At 69.8% G+C, this 15,668-nt stretch carries 16 protein-coding genes; 7 read left to right on the top strand and 9 right to left on the bottom strand.

Going from position 1 to position 15,668, the window contains the following annotated elements; all coding sequences use genetic code 11:
• Positions 1 to 5: 5 nt before the first annotated feature.
• On the bottom strand, positions 6 to 617 hold the full coding sequence (locus ABN611_RS30530) for a hypothetical protein (protein WP_350275719.1): 612 nt from the start codon (positions 615 to 617) through the stop codon (positions 6 to 8).
• 225 nt (positions 618 to 842) lie between these two features.
• On the opposite strand from ABN611_RS30530, the gene ABN611_RS30525 reads away from it, so the two are divergent.
• Positions 843 to 1,301: a pyridoxamine 5'-phosphate oxidase family protein gene (locus ABN611_RS30525; protein WP_350275718.1), complete on the top strand. Its 459-nt coding sequence runs from the start codon at positions 843 to 845 to the stop codon at positions 1,299 to 1,301.
• Here ABN611_RS30525 and ABN611_RS30520 read toward each other — a convergent pair.
• Positions 1,237 to 2,022 (bottom strand): phosphatase PAP2 family protein, encoded by a 786-nt coding sequence (locus ABN611_RS30520; protein WP_350275717.1) that lies wholly within the window; start codon positions 2,020 to 2,022, stop codon positions 1,237 to 1,239. The genes ABN611_RS30525 and ABN611_RS30520 overlap by 65 nt on opposite strands.
• A 91-nt stretch (positions 2,023 to 2,113) precedes the next feature.
• Between ABN611_RS30520 and ABN611_RS30515 the strand changes: the two genes are divergently transcribed.
• Both ABN611_RS30515 and ABN611_RS30510 read left to right on the top strand, forming a co-directional pair.
• The gene (locus ABN611_RS30515) at positions 2,114 to 3,085 is read left to right on the top strand and encodes a lysylphosphatidylglycerol synthase domain-containing protein (RefSeq protein ID WP_350275716.1); all 972 of its coding nucleotides are present in this window, start codon (positions 2,114 to 2,116) and stop codon (positions 3,083 to 3,085) included.
• Complete coding sequence (locus tag ABN611_RS30510; protein ID WP_350275715.1) at positions 3,082 to 3,729, top strand: hypothetical protein; 648 nt, start codon at positions 3,082 to 3,084, stop codon at positions 3,727 to 3,729. Before ABN611_RS30515 ends, ABN611_RS30510 begins: the two co-directional genes overlap by 4 nt.
• On the opposite strand, the gene ABN611_RS30505 is transcribed toward ABN611_RS30510, so the two are convergent.
• From ABN611_RS30505 to ABN611_RS30480, 6 genes are all read right to left on the bottom strand, one after another.
• Entirely contained in the window at positions 3,686 to 4,849 is a 1,164-nt protein-coding gene (locus ABN611_RS30505) for an ABC transporter permease (protein ID WP_350275714.1), read from the bottom strand. The two genes, ABN611_RS30510 and ABN611_RS30505, sit on opposite strands and share 44 nt — an antisense overlap.
• Positions 4,846 to 6,009, bottom strand: coding sequence for an ABC transporter permease (locus tag ABN611_RS30500; protein ID WP_350275713.1), 1,164 nt, complete (start codon positions 6,007 to 6,009; stop codon positions 4,846 to 4,848). Before ABN611_RS30500 ends, ABN611_RS30505 begins: the two co-directional genes overlap by 4 nt.
• A gap of 2 nt (positions 6,010 to 6,011) precedes the next feature.
• Positions 6,012 to 6,953, bottom strand: coding sequence for an ABC transporter ATP-binding protein (locus ABN611_RS30495; RefSeq protein WP_350275712.1), 942 nt, complete (start codon positions 6,951 to 6,953; stop codon positions 6,012 to 6,014).
• A 9-nt stretch (positions 6,954 to 6,962) separates the two neighbouring features.
• On the bottom strand, positions 6,963 to 8,915 hold the full coding sequence (locus ABN611_RS30490) for a heparinase II/III family protein (protein ID WP_350275711.1): 1,953 nt from the start codon (positions 8,913 to 8,915) through the stop codon (positions 6,963 to 6,965).
• A gap of 125 nt (positions 8,916 to 9,040) precedes the next feature.
• On the bottom strand, positions 9,041 to 9,655 hold the full coding sequence (locus ABN611_RS30485; protein ID WP_350275710.1) for a hypothetical protein: 615 nt from the start codon (positions 9,653 to 9,655) through the stop codon (positions 9,041 to 9,043).
• Between the two features lie 54 nt (positions 9,656 to 9,709).
• The gene (locus ABN611_RS30480) at positions 9,710 to 12,040 is read right to left on the bottom strand and encodes an HAD-IC family P-type ATPase (RefSeq protein ID WP_350275709.1); all 2,331 of its coding nucleotides are present in this window, start codon (positions 12,038 to 12,040) and stop codon (positions 9,710 to 9,712) included.
• Between the two features lie 241 nt (positions 12,041 to 12,281).
• Here ABN611_RS30480 and ABN611_RS30475 point away from each other — a divergent pair, with 241 nt between their 5' ends.
• On the top strand, positions 12,282 to 12,719 hold the full coding sequence (locus tag ABN611_RS30475) for a pyridoxamine 5'-phosphate oxidase family protein (RefSeq protein ID WP_350275708.1): 438 nt from the start codon (positions 12,282 to 12,284) through the stop codon (positions 12,717 to 12,719).
• A gap of 14 nt (positions 12,720 to 12,733) precedes the next feature.
• On the opposite strand, the gene ABN611_RS30470 is transcribed toward ABN611_RS30475, so the two are convergent.
• Positions 12,734 to 13,273, bottom strand: a complete 540-nt coding sequence (locus tag ABN611_RS30470) for a TetR family transcriptional regulator (RefSeq protein WP_350275707.1) — start codon at positions 13,271 to 13,273, stop codon at positions 12,734 to 12,736.
• Between the two features lie 85 nt (positions 13,274 to 13,358).
• Here ABN611_RS30470 and ABN611_RS30465 point away from each other — a divergent pair, with 85 nt between their 5' ends.
• Genes ABN611_RS30465 through ABN611_RS30455 form a run of 3 tightly spaced genes read left to right on the top strand, consistent with a single transcriptional unit; the run spans position 13,359 to position 15,608 of the window.
• Positions 13,359 to 14,177 (top strand): SDR family oxidoreductase, encoded by an 819-nt coding sequence (locus tag ABN611_RS30465; RefSeq protein ID WP_350275706.1) that lies wholly within the window; start codon positions 13,359 to 13,361, stop codon positions 14,175 to 14,177.
• A gap of 25 nt (positions 14,178 to 14,202) precedes the next feature.
• The gene (locus ABN611_RS30460; protein ID WP_350275705.1) at positions 14,203 to 14,865 is read left to right on the top strand and encodes a carboxymuconolactone decarboxylase family protein; all 663 of its coding nucleotides are present in this window, start codon (positions 14,203 to 14,205) and stop codon (positions 14,863 to 14,865) included.
• A gap of 14 nt (positions 14,866 to 14,879) precedes the next feature.
• A complete protein-coding gene (locus ABN611_RS30455; RefSeq protein ID WP_350275704.1) occupies positions 14,880 to 15,608 on the top strand; it encodes a hypothetical protein in 729 nt (242 codons plus the stop codon).
• The last annotated feature ends 60 nt before the right edge of the window (positions 15,609 to 15,668 follow it).

Genomic DNA, 15,668 nt, shown 5'->3' with positions numbered 1-15,668 from the left:
CTCCGTCAGTTCTGGCCACGCAGCCAACGGGGTGCCACGTCGAGCCATTCGGTGGACCAGTCGCGCGCGCGACGGCGGTCCAGCGGGACCCGGACGAGCCGCACCGCGCCCCACAGCGCCAGCCACGAGCCGGCCACGGCGAGCATGCCCATCCAGGTACCGATCGCGGCCGCGTCCCCCTGCGACGCCGGCGCCTTCACGATCTCCCCGTCCCGGTCGAGCCAGACGGTCACCTCGGCACCGGCCTTGGTACCGATCACGACGTTTGTCGTTCCCTCACGTTCGGCGCCCGACGGATCGAGGTAGCCGATCCGCACCGAGGTCAGCACGTCTCCGGGCGCCGTCGGCACGAGACCTTCGGTGCCTTCGAGTGTCCGCCCTGCGACCTGATGCAGTTCGGTCCGCCGGGCGTCCGCCGACGCGTTGCTCGCATTCCGATAGCTGGTCCCCACGGCCGCACCGACCGGCACCAGCAGCAGAGCGGCGATCACCGCGCACCACAGCACTACCGTCTCGATCCGGTCGGACCGGCGCCGCAGCGGATTCTTCCCGAACCCCAGCCGCCGCAGCTGCATGTGCGCCCACAGCTCCCCAGATCGCTTCTCCCCGGCACCCATGACAACCTCCTCGACGCGTCGACCGCAGTACAGCCAGCCTCAGCCCCGCGGCACGACCGAAGTCAGGGCCTTAAGTCCCGAGCCGGCCGGCCGTGAGCCACAACCAGCACGGGTGTGGCTTGCGTCCCGTCAGGTCAGGACGTTCGGCCCTGCGCGCTGCGTGGCGGCCGGATCATCGTTGCCTCGTGGGGGCATCGATCTGTGCCTGCGCAAGGAGGTCCTCCGATGAACATGGCGACCAATTTCGACCACTCCCGCCTGGAGATCGTCAGCACCGCGGACTGTCTGCGGCTGCTGCGGTCCGTCGCGCTCGGACGGCTTGTCTACACGTACGGCGGGCTTCCGGCCGTCCGGCTGGTCAACTTCCTCGTGGACGGCGAGACGATCGTGTTCAGCACCGGACAGGGTGACAAGCTCCGGGCCGCCGAGCACAGGGACGTCGTGGCGTTCGAGGCGGACGACGTGGACCTCGAGCGCCACCTCGGCTGGACGGTCACGGCGATCGGCCGGCTGTCCGTGGTCACCGCCGACGAGGCCGCCGAGCTCCGCCGTACCCTGCCGCTGCACTCCTGGCTTCCCCTGGACGACCCACGACTCGTCCGGCTCGACATCGCGTCCCTCAACGGCCGGCGTCTGGTTCCCTGGGCCCAACGGCCCCGCTTCGGAGCCTCTCGTCCACGGTGATGTTCACCAGACGGCGGCGGCCGGTCCTCCTGCCGACGCGGACAGCCGCGAACAGGCCGAGCAGGGCCAGCGCGCCGCCGATCAAGCCGTCGAAGATGTAGTGGTTGGCGGTCAGCACGATCGCCGCGAGCATCAGCAGCGGCATCACCCAGCCGAACAAACGAATGATCCAGTGGCCACCGAGCGCGGCCACGGCGATGCCCATCAGCAGGTTCCAGCCGAAGTGCAGGCTCGGTACGGCGGCGTACTGGTTCACGAACGCCGGGGGCTGCAGCACCCGGTACGCCGACGTCCGCTCGGTCACCGTGTCGACGAACCCGTACGTCGTCAGGAACCGCGGCGGTGCGACCGGGAACAGGGCGAAGATCGCCAGCCCGGCGCCGCCGGAGATCAGCATCGCGTTGCGGAACCTCCGATACGCGTCGCGATGCCGGATCAGCAGCCAGAGCAGTGTGCTCAGCAGCACCGGCCAGTGACCGTAGATGTAGATGTAGCCGAGCAACTCGACCAGCCAGCTGTGCTCGGTCACCGACCGCTGCAGTTCCGCTTCGACGAAGACGCCGAGTGCACGCTCGAGATCGACGATGTACACGGCGTTCCGGAAGGCGACGTCGACCCTGGTCGTCATCAGTCCGCGGACACCGAAGTACAGCACGATCGCGACGGTGATCACCGTCACCTCACGGAGTACCTGGCCCTTCCGGCTGCTCGCGCGTAACACCGCAGTCCCCTCCCCTTCGGCACCATCCCTCCCACGGTCGCGGACCGGGCGCAGCCGGTCCAGGGCCGGACCGCCCGAGGCTCGGGGACCAATGGCCTTGCGCGGGCGGGTTATCTTCCTGATAGTGAAAGGCCAGGCCCGGAAGGAACCCCGCATGCAGTTGGGCCAGCATCCCCTCCCACAGTTCGTCGTGCGCAGTGTGCGCGGGATCGTCGCCCACCGCGGTGTGCGCGTCGCCGCGCTCGTCGCGGCGGTCGGGCTCTCCCTGTGGAACGTCGACCGCGTCCCCCACACCGCGATCCTGCCCGCTGTCGTCGGCCTGCTGCCGTTCGCGATCGGCAAATACGTGTTGTGCCCGCTGCGCTGGCACGCGATCTCGACCAGCGGCCGGACCCGGCGCTGGCACGTGCGTGCCTACGCGGAAAGTGAGATCCTCGGTCTCATCTCCCCCTGGCACGCCGGTGCCGATCTCTGGCGCGTCCACCGACTGGAAACCATCGGTGTACGGCGCTCCAGCGCCGCCGCCGAGGTCGCGCTCGACCGCTTCGTCGGTGCGATCGGCCTCATCGCGGCCGTGGTGATCACCGGGGTGACCTTGCCGGCGAGCGTGATCGCGATCGCCGCCGGCGCCGCCGCTGTGGTGCTGGTGGTGGCTCTGGTCGTGCGACGACGCCGTCCTGGTCTGACAACCCGCTGGCCCTGGCCGTCACCGAAGGTGTTCGTGTTCGGGATCCTGCTGTCCGTCGGGTATCAGGCCACGATTCTCGGCCTCCTGTTCGCCTCCATCGACGCGGTCGGTGGTTCGGTTCCCGCGCTGCAGTTGGTTGCGATCTTTGGCGCCAGCCAGATCGCCGGAGTGCTTCCGGGGGTTCACGGTGCCAGCCCTCGCGAGGGTGCGCTGGTTGCGGGTCTGGCTTCGATCGGCGTGTCCTGGACTGCCGCGTTCGGTGCCGTCGCGCTGACCGCCTTGCTGTATTGGGTCCCGGCCCTGCTACTGGGCGGCAGCTTCCTGTTCCTCCGCTGGCGCGGCTGGTTCACCGAGCCCCGTCCGGGTACGACGTGACGCGCCCGCTCGTCATCGCGCACCGCGCCGGCAACGACCTGAGCACCCTCCGGTCGGCGCTCGACGGCGGAGCCGACCTGGTCGAGGCGGACGTGCACGCGTACCGCGGCCGCCTCGAGGTCCGGCACCACAAGACGCTCGGCCCGTGGTTCCTGTGGGAACGGGGCGAACTGATCCGCCGCACCACCGTCGCGCAGGTCGACGATCTGCTGGCCGCGGCCGCCGGCGATTCGCGGCTGATGCTCGATCTCAAGGGAATCCACCCCCGCCTGGCGCCCAGATTGGCCGCGGTCCTGCCGGACACCACGATCACCGTCTGCACACAGCATTGGTGGATGCTGGCCGCCTTCCGCCACCTGCCGAACGTACGTCTCGTCCTGTCGGCGGGCAGTCGCCGCGGACTCCGTCGCCTGCGTTCCCGCCTGCGCCGCTCGCCGCGAGCGCCGTACGGCGTCTGCGTCCATCGCCGCCTGCTGACCCCGGAACTCGTGACCGAGTTACGGCAGATCGCCGAGGTCGTCTTCACCTGGCCTGTCGATACCGAGGAGGCGCGGGAACACGCCCGGCTGCTCACCGTCGACGGAGTGATCGGCAAGCCGGTCAGCTCGTCAACCGGCGTTGCAGGACGGCCGACGCCAGCGTGAGCATGCCGAGGGCGAAGGCCGCCAGCACCGCGAGCTGGGTGGCGATGTCGGCGACGCCGCCGCCGCGGGACAGCACGGTGATCCAGGCGTCCACCGCCCACGCGTGCGGCGTGATGTGCCCCAACGTGCGGACCGCGTCCGGCACGATCGCCAGCGGCCACATGCAACCGCCGAGCATGGCGAACGCGATGCCGATCACCGGCCCGATCGCCGACGCCTGGTCAGCGGTCTTGAAGACGGCGCCGCTGAGCATGCCGGCGCCCGTCCCCACGACGGCCCAGGTGCCGATCAGCGCGACCGCGGCCACGGGGTCTCCCCAGCTCACACCGAACAGCAACGCACCGACCGCCACGATCAGGGCGGACTGCAGCAGCGCGAAGGCCAGGTAGCACAACGTCTCACCCAGCAACAGGCTCCGAACCCGGATCGGTGCGGCCTGCGCCCGCTGATAGATCCCGAGCTGGCGGGTCTGCACGACGGCGGCACCACCGGCCAGCGCGTTGATGAACACGAACAGCACGAGCATCGTCGGTGCGCTGTAGCTGAAGCCCAGCGGCAGGAACTCACTGCCCGTGGCGACGTTCTCGGTACTGATCCCGATCCGCGGCGTGATCCGCTGCAACGCTGTTGCCGTCGGCAACTGCTGGGCTGTGGTCGACCCTGTCGTCCGCGCGGCGAAGGCCGCCGCCTGGATCCGCTCGGCATGCCGCGCCACTGCTGCCGCGACGGCCGAACGGACGGCGGCCTGCGTCGACTCGGCACCACCTGCCAGCACCGGCACCCGCACCGAGTCCCCAGCCAGGAGCCGCGCGTCCAGGTCCGCCGGGACCAGGACCACCGCGTCGAGCTCGCCACGGCGGAGCGCGGTCCGGGCCGTCGGCTCGTCGCTCATCGTGTGCAGCGGGCCGGCGGATTTCAGTTCGTCGACGAGACTCGCGGCGATCGGCCGCCCTGACGTGCTGCCGCCGAGGACACCGATCCGGAAACCGCCCGGGTTCTGTACGACGGCACCGATGATCACGATGACCACGATCGGGAGCACCACGACGAAGAACAGCGCGGTCCGGTCCCGCAGCATCCGGCGCAACGATGCTCCGGCCACTGCCAGTGCGTTCCTCATACCGACCTCCAGCGGGCGATGAGAGTGGCCAGCGCCCCGAGGGCCGCGGCCATCCCGAGAATGATCAGCGCCGGGCGGATCGCGCTGGTCGCGGCAGCGCCCGTGGCGAGATCGGTGAAACCGCGCAGCGTCCAGCCGTTGGGCGTGAGTAGCGCGAGCCGCCGGAGCGTTTCCGGTGCCTGACTCAGCAGGACGAAGTTGCCGCCGAGCAGCAACAGCACGAACGTGACGATCGTCGCGAAGCCGTCGGCCTGCCGTTCGGTCCGCGCCACCGCGACGACCAGGGCGGTCAAGGCGACCAGCACCGCCGAGAACGCGACGATCAGCGCCGCCGCCGGGAGGATGGGTCCCCAGCGCGCACCGAACGCCACCGAGGACACCACCGCCAGCGTGCCCAGACTGACGACGCTGTAGACGAACGCGGCGAGCGACTTCCCGAGCAGTACGACGCCGCGCCGCAGCGGCGCCGCTCCGATCCGCTCCAAGGTCCCGCTGCGCCCTTCGACGAAGTAGCCGCGCGCGGTGAAGCCGATCGCGAACAGCACGAACATGATCCCCATCGCGGGCGCGTAGTAGCTCGCGGTCGTGAGCTGCCGGTACCCGGTCGCCCGGGCTTCCAGCGACTCAGGAAGCCGCAAGCCCGCCACCGCCGCGGCGAGCTCGTCGGCGCGGCTTCGGGGCACGCCCGCCGCCAAAGCGGTGTGCACGGAAAGCCGGTCGGCGTTGAGTTGGGTGACGTAGGCGTCCGCGACGGCCCGCGCCACCTCCGCCTGCAGCGGCTCGTCCGGATCGGCCAGGACGCGGAGTCCGATCGGCTCGTCACCGACCGCCGCGGCGCTGAACCCGCGCGGGACGACGAGTGCCGCGCCCGCGTCCCCGTCGTCGATCATCCGGCGTGCCCCGGCCTCGTCGTCCGCGTCCCGGATGGTCAGGACGCCGGACAGGTCGGGCCCGGTCAGAGCGGTGCGCAGGGCGATCGCGATCCGGCCTCGGTCGTTGTCGACCAGCGCGACGTCGGCGTGGAAGTTCTCCACTCCGGAGAACGCGAAGCTCATCAGTGCCGCGACCGCGATCGGCGCGACGAAGCCGAGGACGAGCGCGGACCGGTCGCGGAAGCGCTGGCGAAGGTCCTTGGCGGCGATCACGAGAGCGGTGTACATGATCACTCCCGCAACGCCGTGCCGGTCAGGTGCAGGAAGACCGCCTCGAGATCCGGCTCGTCCACCTCGACCGACCGCACCGACACGCCGGTCCGCTCGGCGACGTCCAGTACGTCGGGCAGCAGGCGCCGCCCCTCCGAAGCGAGCAACTGGACCTCGCCGTCCTTGACGTCCGCGCGGTCGACGCCGGTGATCACCCGGCACCTCTCGGCCAGCACGGCGAGATCACCGGTCGCGGACAGGCTGATCCGATCGCGTTCTCCGAGCCGGGCGACAAGTTCCCGGCGATTGCCTTCGGCAACCAGCCGGCCGTGGTCGATGATCCCGACGCGGTCGCAGAGCTTCTCGGCCTCCTCCATGTAGTGCGTGGTGTACAGCACCGCCATCCCCGCGGCGCCGAACGACTGCACGCTCTCCATCACCGCGTGTCTGCTCTGCGGGTCGACGCCGACCGTTGGTTCGTCCAGCACGAGCAGTGACGGCTCGTGCAGGAGCCCGGCCCCGATGTTGAGCCGGCGCCGCATCCCACCGGAGAACGACTCCACCCGGTCACCGGCGCGGTCCGTCAGCCCGATCAGCTCGAGCACCTTGCCGACCCGGTGGTTCAGCGGCTTGCCCCGCAAGCCATACAGCCGCCCGAAGAACCGCAGGTTCTCGCGAGCGGTGAGGTCCGGGTACAGCGCGATGTCCTGCGGAACGTAGCCGATGTGCCGCTTCGCGTCCGGTCGCGACGGACCGATCGGTGAGCCGGCCACCAGCACCTCACCGCGGTCGGCGGTCAGCAACCCGCAGACCAGCCGGATGGTGGTGGTCTTGCCCGCACCGTTCGGCCCGAGCAGACCGTAGGTCTCCCCCGGCGCCACCGAGAAGCTGACGTCGTCGACGGCGACGCGATCACCGAATCGCTTGCCCAGGTGCGCTGCCGAGAGCGCCGGGGTTGTCATCACTGCCTCCTAACGGGCCCGGTAGAGCGAGCCACCGCCGGAGACGGCGATGGCGGTGAGCTTGCCGCCGACATTCAGGTCGACGATGAACGTCGTGCCCGACCAGCGAGTGCTGTAGCTGACGGCACCCGTTGCCCGGACGGGAACGACGAACGACAGGATGGACGCCGTCGCCCCGGAGCGGGCCATCATCACGGTCGGTGCGGACTTCCGGACGTAGCTGCTCGGGTAGGTCCACCCCTGGATCGGGCTGGTCTGCCCTTGCTTCACCAGAATCGCTCCGGGCGGGAGCGCCTGCTTGAAGGGAACCTGGAAGATCACGGTCCTGGTGCTGTCACCGGGCGCCATCGCCACCGCGGTGGTTCGCGAGTACACGGTCGCACGCTGGTCCGACGGCAGGTGCCACAGCGTCTGGAACGCCTGAGCGGTCCTCGCCGAGGCGGTGTCCCAGGTGACGATCAGGTCCGGGTCCTTCAGCACCAGCACCCTGCGCACCCGGCTGATCCCCGCGCCCGGCACGTCGGTGAACTGGTAGGACTCCGAGGTGGCGTTGACGGCGTACGAGTTCAGCTTGGTGACCGGATTGGTTTCCTTGGACAGCGGGGTCGTCAGCACGCTGTGCGCGCTCGCGCTCAGCGTCCAGCTGCGCCACACGCCGGCCGAGTACGCGGCGTACCCGCCGTTGATGACGATGTCGCGACCGCGTGCCGTATAGGTAATGCCCGTGTGGTCGAGGTGCCCGTGGAACGCCCGCGCCGGCCCGAACCTGATGCTGTACGCCGATTCGCCGGTGAACCCCCGCGCCGGGTCGGTGCCCCAACCGGTCCTGCCGAAGACGTACCCGTTGGAATACACGCCGACGCGCCACGGTGGCACAGTGCCGGACTTTCCGAGCGACCCGGCGTACTCCATCGGCGTTCCCGCGTACGGATACGTCGCCTGCAGCTCGGTGTCGCCGATCTGCGGCAGCTTGCCGAGCGAGTTCGTCGCCAGCGCCAGCCACTTCCCGAGCAGTGCGCGGCGCGTCGTCATCGTCGTACCAGGACTGACGCCGCCGTTCTGCAGCGCGGTGATCGCGCGGCCCCACAGCCGGTAGTTGAACGCGGCGTACCCGGTCGACTGTTCGTTGGTCGACCCCTGGGAATCGATCGACGTCGTGATCCCGGCCGCCAGCCGCTGCACGGCCAGGTTCTTGTAGTCGCTGCGGTTGAGCGTGACGCCGACACCGAACAGCGCGATGCTCTCGTCGGTGCCGTGGTTCCACGCGCCACTCCAGTAGTTCGTGAGGAACCGGGCGTGGCTCAGCAGCGCGGTGTCGAGCCAGGCGTAGCGGGCCGGAAGCGTCGTCACCTTCAGTCCGGAGAGGATCGCCTGGCGCAGGCAGATCAGCACGTTGGTCCGGTGCATGGTGGACTCCCACGCCCCGACGTTCGCCTTCCACGAGTACGGGTTGTCGCGGTACCAGTCGTACGCGATCGTGTTCACCCGGGTCAGCGCGGTCAGGTCACCGTTGCTCGCGGCAATGACTCCCTGCCCGATCCAGCGCAGTGAGTGGAACCACATGTACCAGCTGGCGTTCTTGTACGGGTTCAGCGACCAGTTGATGTTGCCGCCGCCGTTGCCGACCGTGTACGGCGCGTACGGCTTCCACGTGAACTTGTCGGCGTACAGATTGGCCAGTGGATTCTGCGCATCCAGGCCGCTGAAGCCCGGGCAGGCGTAGAACGGCGCCGCCGCCGTGCGCAGCGGAGTCTGTCCGACATCGGTCGCCGGAGGCGCGACCGGCGGTACGACGTTGCTCTGCCCCGGCACGAACTGTGCTTCTCCCGGTTCCTCCGGAGCCGGCTCGATCGTGATGCCGGCCGGCGCGGTAGGCACCTGGCCCACTCCCGCCGCCGTTCCGGTCCCCAGTGCGAGCGCGGCTGTCACCATGGCCACGGCGGCGGTTCTGCTGAATCTCATCGGTCTCCCCCCTCACATCCGCGGTAGTGCGGCTGTGCTTCGAGGGTCTGACCGGCGCCCAGGTCCCCCCAGAGACGAACGTCCCGTTCCGGACAGGACCACTTGTCCCTCAGGTGGTCGGCGCTTCACGGTCTGTGACGGGCCTCCAGGCCACCGAGGTCCTGGGCGCGCCGGCCCATCTCCGCCTGCCGGATCAGTGCGGACACCAACTCCTGGGCCTGGCCGAGCGTCTCGTCGAGGATCTTCAGGCCGGCATCCACCTGACCGGCCTGGAAGGACCAGCGGGCGGCAGCCATGCCCTGCACCAGCAGATCGTTGATCTCGATCGCTTCACGGTGCAGGAGTGCGGCCGCTTCGACCTCCACACGCGCGGCCTCGGCGGCACGCAGCCGGTCTGCCGCCGTCCCGAGCAGCAGGCCCAGCACCAGCATCGGCGCGACGTGCGCCACCCAGCCGGTGGGGCTGAGCTCGACGTCGCGCACGACGACCCAGACGATGACGAAGGCAACAGCCGCGAGCCCCGCGCCGACACCCGCACGCCACCCGAAAGCGATCGCGATCAAGGCCACCGGGAACACGTACAACAGGAAGTAGTCGTCACCAGGGGTCCCCGCGAGCACGGTCAGCAGCAGCACCGCGACGTACAGCCCGCCGGCCACCCCGAGTGCGGTGCGGGGGTGCAGCCGGAACCACGGATCACGCGGCACCGGCGTCGGCAGGGACTCGGCGGCATCGGTCATACGCCCAGCAATAGCCCGTTCCCACGGCACGGCACAGGGCACAAAGTCCCGTTGTCACCTCGGACGGACGACGCGGGATGTGGTCTCGACCAGAGCGATGCCCACGACTGCCAGAGCCGCCGCTGCGAGCAGCCGGTACGGCGTGAGTTCCAGCAGGAACAGGCCGTGCCCGATCGGCGGCACCAGCACGGCGATCGACGCGAGCAGCGCCATCACTGCCAGCAGCGCCAGCTTCCACGGCCGCAGCGGCCGGGCCAGGATCGACAGTGTCCACAGGGAAACCATGAGGACGACGACGGTGGTGACGGTGCGCGCGCCGGCAACACCAGCGCCGGGGTCGAGAACACGCGTCAGCCGGTACCCGGCGAACGCGCACACCGCGGTCACCACGCCCACCGGAATCGCGAACCGCAGCGCCCGGCCGAGGAAACCCGGCAGGTAGCGCCGGGTGTTCGGCCCGAGCGCCAGGAAGAACGCCGGGATCCCGATCGTGAGGTTCGAGATCAACGTGAGCTGGATCGGTTCCAACGGGTAGGCGACCAAGGTCGTCGCGGTGATCAGCGACAGCACGAGCGAGTACACGTTCTTGACCAGGAACAGGTTCGCCGCCCGTTCGATGTTCGCGATCACCCGGCGGCCCTCGGCGACGACGTCCGGCAGGTGTGCGAACCGCCCGTCGAGCAGCACCAGCTGGGCGACCGCCCGGGTCGCCGGCGAACCGTTGCCCATGGCAACGCCGATGTCGGCGTCCTTGAGGGCGAGCGCGTCGTTGACCCCGTCACCGGTCATCGCGACCACATGGCCGCGGCGCTGCAACGCCTTGACGAAGGCGCGCTTCTGGTGCGGGCTGACCCGCCCGAACGCGGACGCCTTGTCGAGCACGTCGGCGAGTTCGTCGAGATCCTCCGGAAGGGTCCGCGCGTCGACCGCGTCAGCGGCGCCGGTGACACCGGGCACACCGACCGCCGCGCCGACCGCGCCGACCGTCCGGGGGTTGTCGCCGGACAGCACCTTGAGCGCGACGCCCTGCTCGGTGAAGTAGCGCATGGTCGCCGCGGCGTCGTCACGGATGTTCTCGGTCAGTACGACGAGCGCGATCGGCTCCAGCCGCGCCGGCAACTCCGGCGCGTTGTCGGCGTACGGCGTGCCACGTGCCAGCACCAGCACCCGCTCCCCTCGTGCCGCCAGCTCGTTCGCACGCCCCCGGACGGCGGCACCGGTGTCGCCGACCAGCACCATCTCGGGCGCGCCGAGAACCCACGTTGTGCCCGCTGCGGTCACCGACTGCCACTTCCGCGCCGACGAGAACGGCACCCGCGCGGCTGCCGTGGACAGGGAGGGCCCGAACGCGGCACGCAGCGCGTCCGAGGTGGCGTTCGAATCGCCGCCGGACGAGATCAGCGCCAGCACCTCGTCGACCGGCTCGTCGATCAGGGGTTCGACGCGGTCGAAGACCACGTTGCCGTGGGTCAGCGTGCCGGTCTTGTCCAGGCAGACCACGTCGACCCGCGCCAGGCCTTCCACCGCCGGCAACTCCTGGACGAGCGTCTGCCGTCGCGCGAGGGTCACGATCGCCAGCATGAACGCCAGCGACGTCAGCAGCACCAGGCCTTCGGGAATCATGCCCACGATCGCCGCGACCGTACCGGTGACCGCGTCGCGCCAGTCCTCGTTGTCCGCACTGCGGAACTGCGACCACAGCAGCACCGGAGCAACCACGAGCAGCACCAGCGAGATCCAGCGCAGCAGCCTCGTCGTCCCCGCGACCAGCTCCGAGCGCGTGACCTGGAAGCGGCGCGCCTCCGCCGCGAGCTGGGCGGCGTACGTCTCGGCACCGACCGCACGCGCCTCGAACTCACCGGTGCCCGCGACAACGATCGACCCCGACCGGACCCCGTCCCCGGAGACCTTGTGGACCGGATCGGACTCCCCGGTCAGCAGCGACTCGTCGATCTCCAGACCGTCCGCGGTGACGACGACGCCGTCGGCCAGCACCTGGTCGCCGGTGCGGATCCGCACCAGGTCGTCCTGCACGACGTCCTCGGCGTCGATCTCGGCCGCCGTACCGTCGCGCACCACATGGGCCCGGGTCACGTTCAGCAGCGCAAGCCGGTCCAGCGTCCGCCTGGCACGCACCTCCTGGACGATGCCGATGCCGGAGTTGGTGACGATCACGAGCCCGAACAGCGCGTTGCGCCAGTTGCCGGTGGCGACCACGGCGACGAAGAGCACGCCGAGGAGCCCATTGAAGAACGTGAAGACGTTGGCCCTGATGATCTGCCCGAACGTGCGACTGGTCCGTACCTGAACCGCGTTGGTCCGCCCGGCCGCGACCCGCTCGGCGACCTCGTCAGCGGTCAGGCCATACCTGAGTACAAGCGCCACGGTGCCACGATCCGGTGCCTGACAGGTGCGGCCAAGAGTCGAAGGTCCCGCACGGATCAGCGGCTGTTCCGCTGCTCATGTGACGAAGCCCGCCGCCACTAGGGACCTTCGGCCCTACAGGCGCGGGACCGAGCGCTGCGATGCTGGCGGCGACATCGCGTGAGAAGAGACGACCTTGACCGACCTGCCCCGTGTACACCGGAGCAGCTCCGCTGAACGACCGGACAGTGCGGTACCGAGCATGAACACCAACGAGAAGGCTCACGCCCTGTCGATCTCCCGCCGCGTGGAGAACCTGGACAGGGCGACCGCGCTTGCGCTTCTCACCACCGTCGGCTTCGGACGGGTCGTCTTCACCCAGAACGCCCTCCCGGCGGTCCGCCCGGTCAATCACCTGCTCGACGACGGCCAGGTCATCATCCGCACCAGGCTCTCCGCCGCGGTCACCCGGGTGGCCGGTGAGGTCGTCGCGTACGAGGCCGACGACCTGGACGCCGTACGCCGTCTCGGCTGGAGCGTCGTCGTCACCGGTACGGCGCGAACCGTGGACGACCCGGTCCGCATCGCCCGCCTCGAGCAGGCCCTCCTCCCTTGGGTCGACCAGCCGATGAACACGGTCATCGCGATCGACACCGACCTCGTCACCGGTGTCCGCTTCGTCGACACCTCAGCTGACTGAGGACCACAGGCGGATCAGTCGGTCAGGTACCGGTTCACGGTCGGGGCCAGCCATTCGATCACCTCGGCGTCGGTCAGATCGACCGCCGGCGGAAACTTCAGGATGTAGCGGCACAGCGCCATCCCGAGCACCTGGGACGCCGCCAGTACGGCTCGCACGGCCGGACGGTCGACGCCCCGGGCGGCGATCGCCGGCGCCAGTTGCGCACCGAAGACCGCGCGCATGCGCTCGGCCGCGGCCTCGTTGGTGACACCGGTGCGCAGCAGGACCCGCAATCCTTCGTCAGCACTCCACCGGTCGAGGAAGTGCCGGACCACCACCTCACCCAACTGCTCGCGTGGCACCTGGGTCAGGTCGGGCAGCCGCAGGTCGAACTCGGCGGCGGTGGCGAACAGTTTCTCCTTGGAACCGAAGTACCGCATGACCATGGCCGGGTCGATCCCCGCGTCGGCGGCGATCGCCCGGATCGTGGACTTGTCGTACCCGTCGGCGGCGAACCGCTCCCGGGCCGCGGCCAGGATCACCGCGGTGGTGTCTGCTGCCGTTCTCCTCATGTCAACAAGTGTAGGCCAACAGTTGTTGACATTGCCAGTGAGCATGGTCAACACTTGTTGGCATCGGACGAGAGGAGCAAGGAAGATGTCGAGAACCGTTCTGGTGACCGGGGCGTCGAGCGGGATCGGCCGGGCGACCGCGCTGCTGCTGGCGCGCGAGGGTTTCACCGTCTATGCCGGCGTACGCAAGGAGGCGGACGGCGAGGCGCTCGGTCCGAAGGTCACTCCGCTCACGCTGGACATCACGGACGCCGGCCAGATCGCCGAGGCAGCCGCGCGGCTGGACCGCTTGGACGCGTTGGTGAACAACGCCGGTGTCGGGGTCACCGGTCCATTGGAGTTCGTGTCGCTGGAGGCGCTGCGCTGGCAGTACGAGGTGAATGTGTTCGGTCAGGTGGCGATCACGCAGGCGATGCTGCCCAAGTTGCGCGCCGCGCGCGGGCGGGTTGTCACGGTCGGTTCGGTGGGGAGCTGGATCACGTTGCCGTTCGGTGGTCCGTTGTGTTCGTCCAAGCACGCGATCCGGTCGCTCAACGACGCGCTGCGGATGGAGCTCAAGCCGTACGGCGTCGCGGCGGTGCTGATCGAACCGGGCTCGATCCACACGTCCGCGGTCGACAAGCTGGAGGACGAGGTCGAGCCGAGGCTCGCGGCGATCGGGGCCGAGGGCCGGCGGCTGTACGGCGACGCGTACCGGGCGATGACGTCGGCGGGCCTGAAGGAGGAGCGCGGGGGCTCCAGCCCGGACGTCGTCGCGGACGCGATCCGGCACGCCCTGACCGCGCGCAAGCCGCGGGCGCGCTATCCGGTCGGGAAGAAGTCGCGGTTGATGAGCACGCTCGGCCGCGTCGTCCCGCAGTACTCCCTCGATGTCCTGCGGCTGCGCGCCCTGGGCCTGTCCTGATTCCGACCCTTCAGGGAGAACCTCGATGACTCAGCTCGCCGGCGCCGACGCGCTCACCGCTCTCGATCCCGTCTTCGCCCGGTTCGCCGTCGGCGCCGGGCACAACCTGTGGGGTCTGCACCACCTGACGATGCGCGAGAAGGCGTTCGTCTGCCTGACCGCCGACCTGTGCCACCCGCACCTCGACCAGCCGCTGGCCATGCACGTCCAGATGGCCCTGGCCCACGGCGTCGAACCCGAGGCGATCCGGGAGCTGTACCGACATCTGGCGCCGTACGTCGGGTACCCGATCCTGGTCACCGCGTTCCAGCGCCTGACCGACCTCGGCCTGCCCGACGCCCAAGACGACGCGCCCGTCAGCCCCGAACCACTGACCGGAGCGCTCGCGCGCATCGTGGGCGAACTGACCAAGGTCGCCCCAGGACTGGCAGCCTTCACCGAAGAACAACTCATCCAGCGCTGGAACCGCCCGCGGCTCAGTGTCCGCGAGCGAGCGATCGCCTGCCTGACCGTCGACATCCTCTACCAAACCCTCGGCCGATCCCTGCGCCTGCACGCCGGACTGGCCACAGCAGCCGGAGCCACCGAGAACACCTTCCGCGACCTCATCCGCGGCGTCGCCGAGTTCGGACTCGCCCGGGCCTGGGCTGCCGCCGACGCCCTGCTGCCGCACCCCGACAACGACTGACGCCGGAGATTCCCATGGAACTGATCAACGACCAGCTGGCCGTCAAGGCCCGCACGCTGCCACCGACCGGCGACGGCTTCCTCCTGCTCGCCGGCGAGACCGGCACCTGGCGCGGACCCTTCGCATCTCCCGCGGCCCGGCTCGCCGCCCAACTCCAGAGCCTGGTCGCCGCCGTCGACAGCCCTGGCATTCACGAGGCCAACGTGTTCCGCGCGGTGCTGCGACCGCCCGGCGAAGGCGACGAGATCCTGGCCGCACGGGGAATCCCGCCGGCCCGCTTCGACCTCGTGGTATTGATCCGCACCGAGTCCGTGCAGGCCACCCAGGACCTACGCGACAGCGCCACCTACCAGCACATCGCCCGCACTCTCGGCGCCGCCGCCCGCCGTACCCACGAGATCGTCGCCGAGAACGCCGGGCTGCTCGGCGACGTGGACCACACCCAAGATCACCGCTACCTGTTCAACTACTTCTACGCCGACGACCGCGACACGCTGCTCAAGGTCTGGGAGTACACCGCCAGCTGGTTCCAGGCCAAGACGGCGCTCCCCAACTCGGCTCTGATGCGGCCCGCGCGCGGCGAGGCCGCGGACTACGGCCTGATCAACCACGCGAGCTGGCCGACCTGGCGCACCTTCCTGCCCGGCCTGATCCTCCGCCCCACGTTCCGCAGTTTCGTCCTGGCCAACTTCAAGGCCAACGGCATCGCCGCACAGCCGATCATCTACCGCCGCGTTCGCTGACGCCCGGCCCGCGAGGTGGGCGCCCGAAAGTCCCGGCGGGTCGGGACCAAGCGCCCCTTG

The organism is Kribbella sp. HUAS MG21 (assembly GCF_040254265.1).
Taxonomy (GTDB): domain Bacteria; phylum Actinomycetota; class Actinomycetes; order Propionibacteriales; family Kribbellaceae; genus Kribbella.
Note: the sequence above shows the minus strand (reverse complement) of the source record. Positions and strands in the feature narration are given on the sequence as shown.

Bases quoted from the DNA above. Each gene is read 5' to 3' on its own strand.
- ABN611_RS30530 (WP_350275719.1), bottom strand. From the start codon at position 617: ATGGGTGCCGGGGAGAAGCGATCTGGGGAGCTGTGGGCGCACATGCAG.
- ABN611_RS30485 (WP_350275710.1), bottom strand. From the start codon at position 9,655: ATGACCGATGCCGCCGAGTCCCTGCCGACGCCGGTGCCGCGTGATCCG.
- ABN611_RS30495 (WP_350275712.1), bottom strand. From the start codon at position 6,953: ATGACAACCCCGGCGCTCTCGGCAGCGCACCTGGGCAAGCGATTCGGT.
- ABN611_RS30460 (WP_350275705.1), top strand. From the start codon at position 14,203: ATGACTCAGCTCGCCGGCGCCGACGCGCTCACCGCTCTCGATCCCGTC.
- ABN611_RS30505 (WP_350275714.1), bottom strand. From the start codon at position 4,849: ATGAGGAACGCACTGGCAGTGGCCGGAGCATCGTTGCGCCGGATGCTG.
- ABN611_RS30465 (WP_350275706.1), top strand. From the start codon at position 13,359: ATGTCGAGAACCGTTCTGGTGACCGGGGCGTCGAGCGGGATCGGCCGG.
- ABN611_RS30515 (WP_350275716.1), top strand. From the start codon at position 2,114: ATGGCCTTGCGCGGGCGGGTTATCTTCCTGATAGTGAAAGGCCAGGCC.
- ABN611_RS30500 (WP_350275713.1), bottom strand. From the start codon at position 6,009: ATGTACACCGCTCTCGTGATCGCCGCCAAGGACCTTCGCCAGCGCTTC.
- ABN611_RS30470 (WP_350275707.1), bottom strand. From the start codon at position 13,273: ATGAGGAGAACGGCAGCAGACACCACCGCGGTGATCCTGGCCGCGGCC.
- ABN611_RS30490 (WP_350275711.1), bottom strand. From the start codon at position 8,915: ATGAGATTCAGCAGAACCGCCGCCGTGGCCATGGTGACAGCCGCGCTC.
- ABN611_RS30525 (WP_350275718.1), top strand. From the start codon at position 843: ATGAACATGGCGACCAATTTCGACCACTCCCGCCTGGAGATCGTCAGC.
- ABN611_RS30455 (WP_350275704.1), top strand. From the start codon at position 14,880: ATGGAACTGATCAACGACCAGCTGGCCGTCAAGGCCCGCACGCTGCCA.
- ABN611_RS30475 (WP_350275708.1), top strand. From the start codon at position 12,282: ATGAACACCAACGAGAAGGCTCACGCCCTGTCGATCTCCCGCCGCGTG.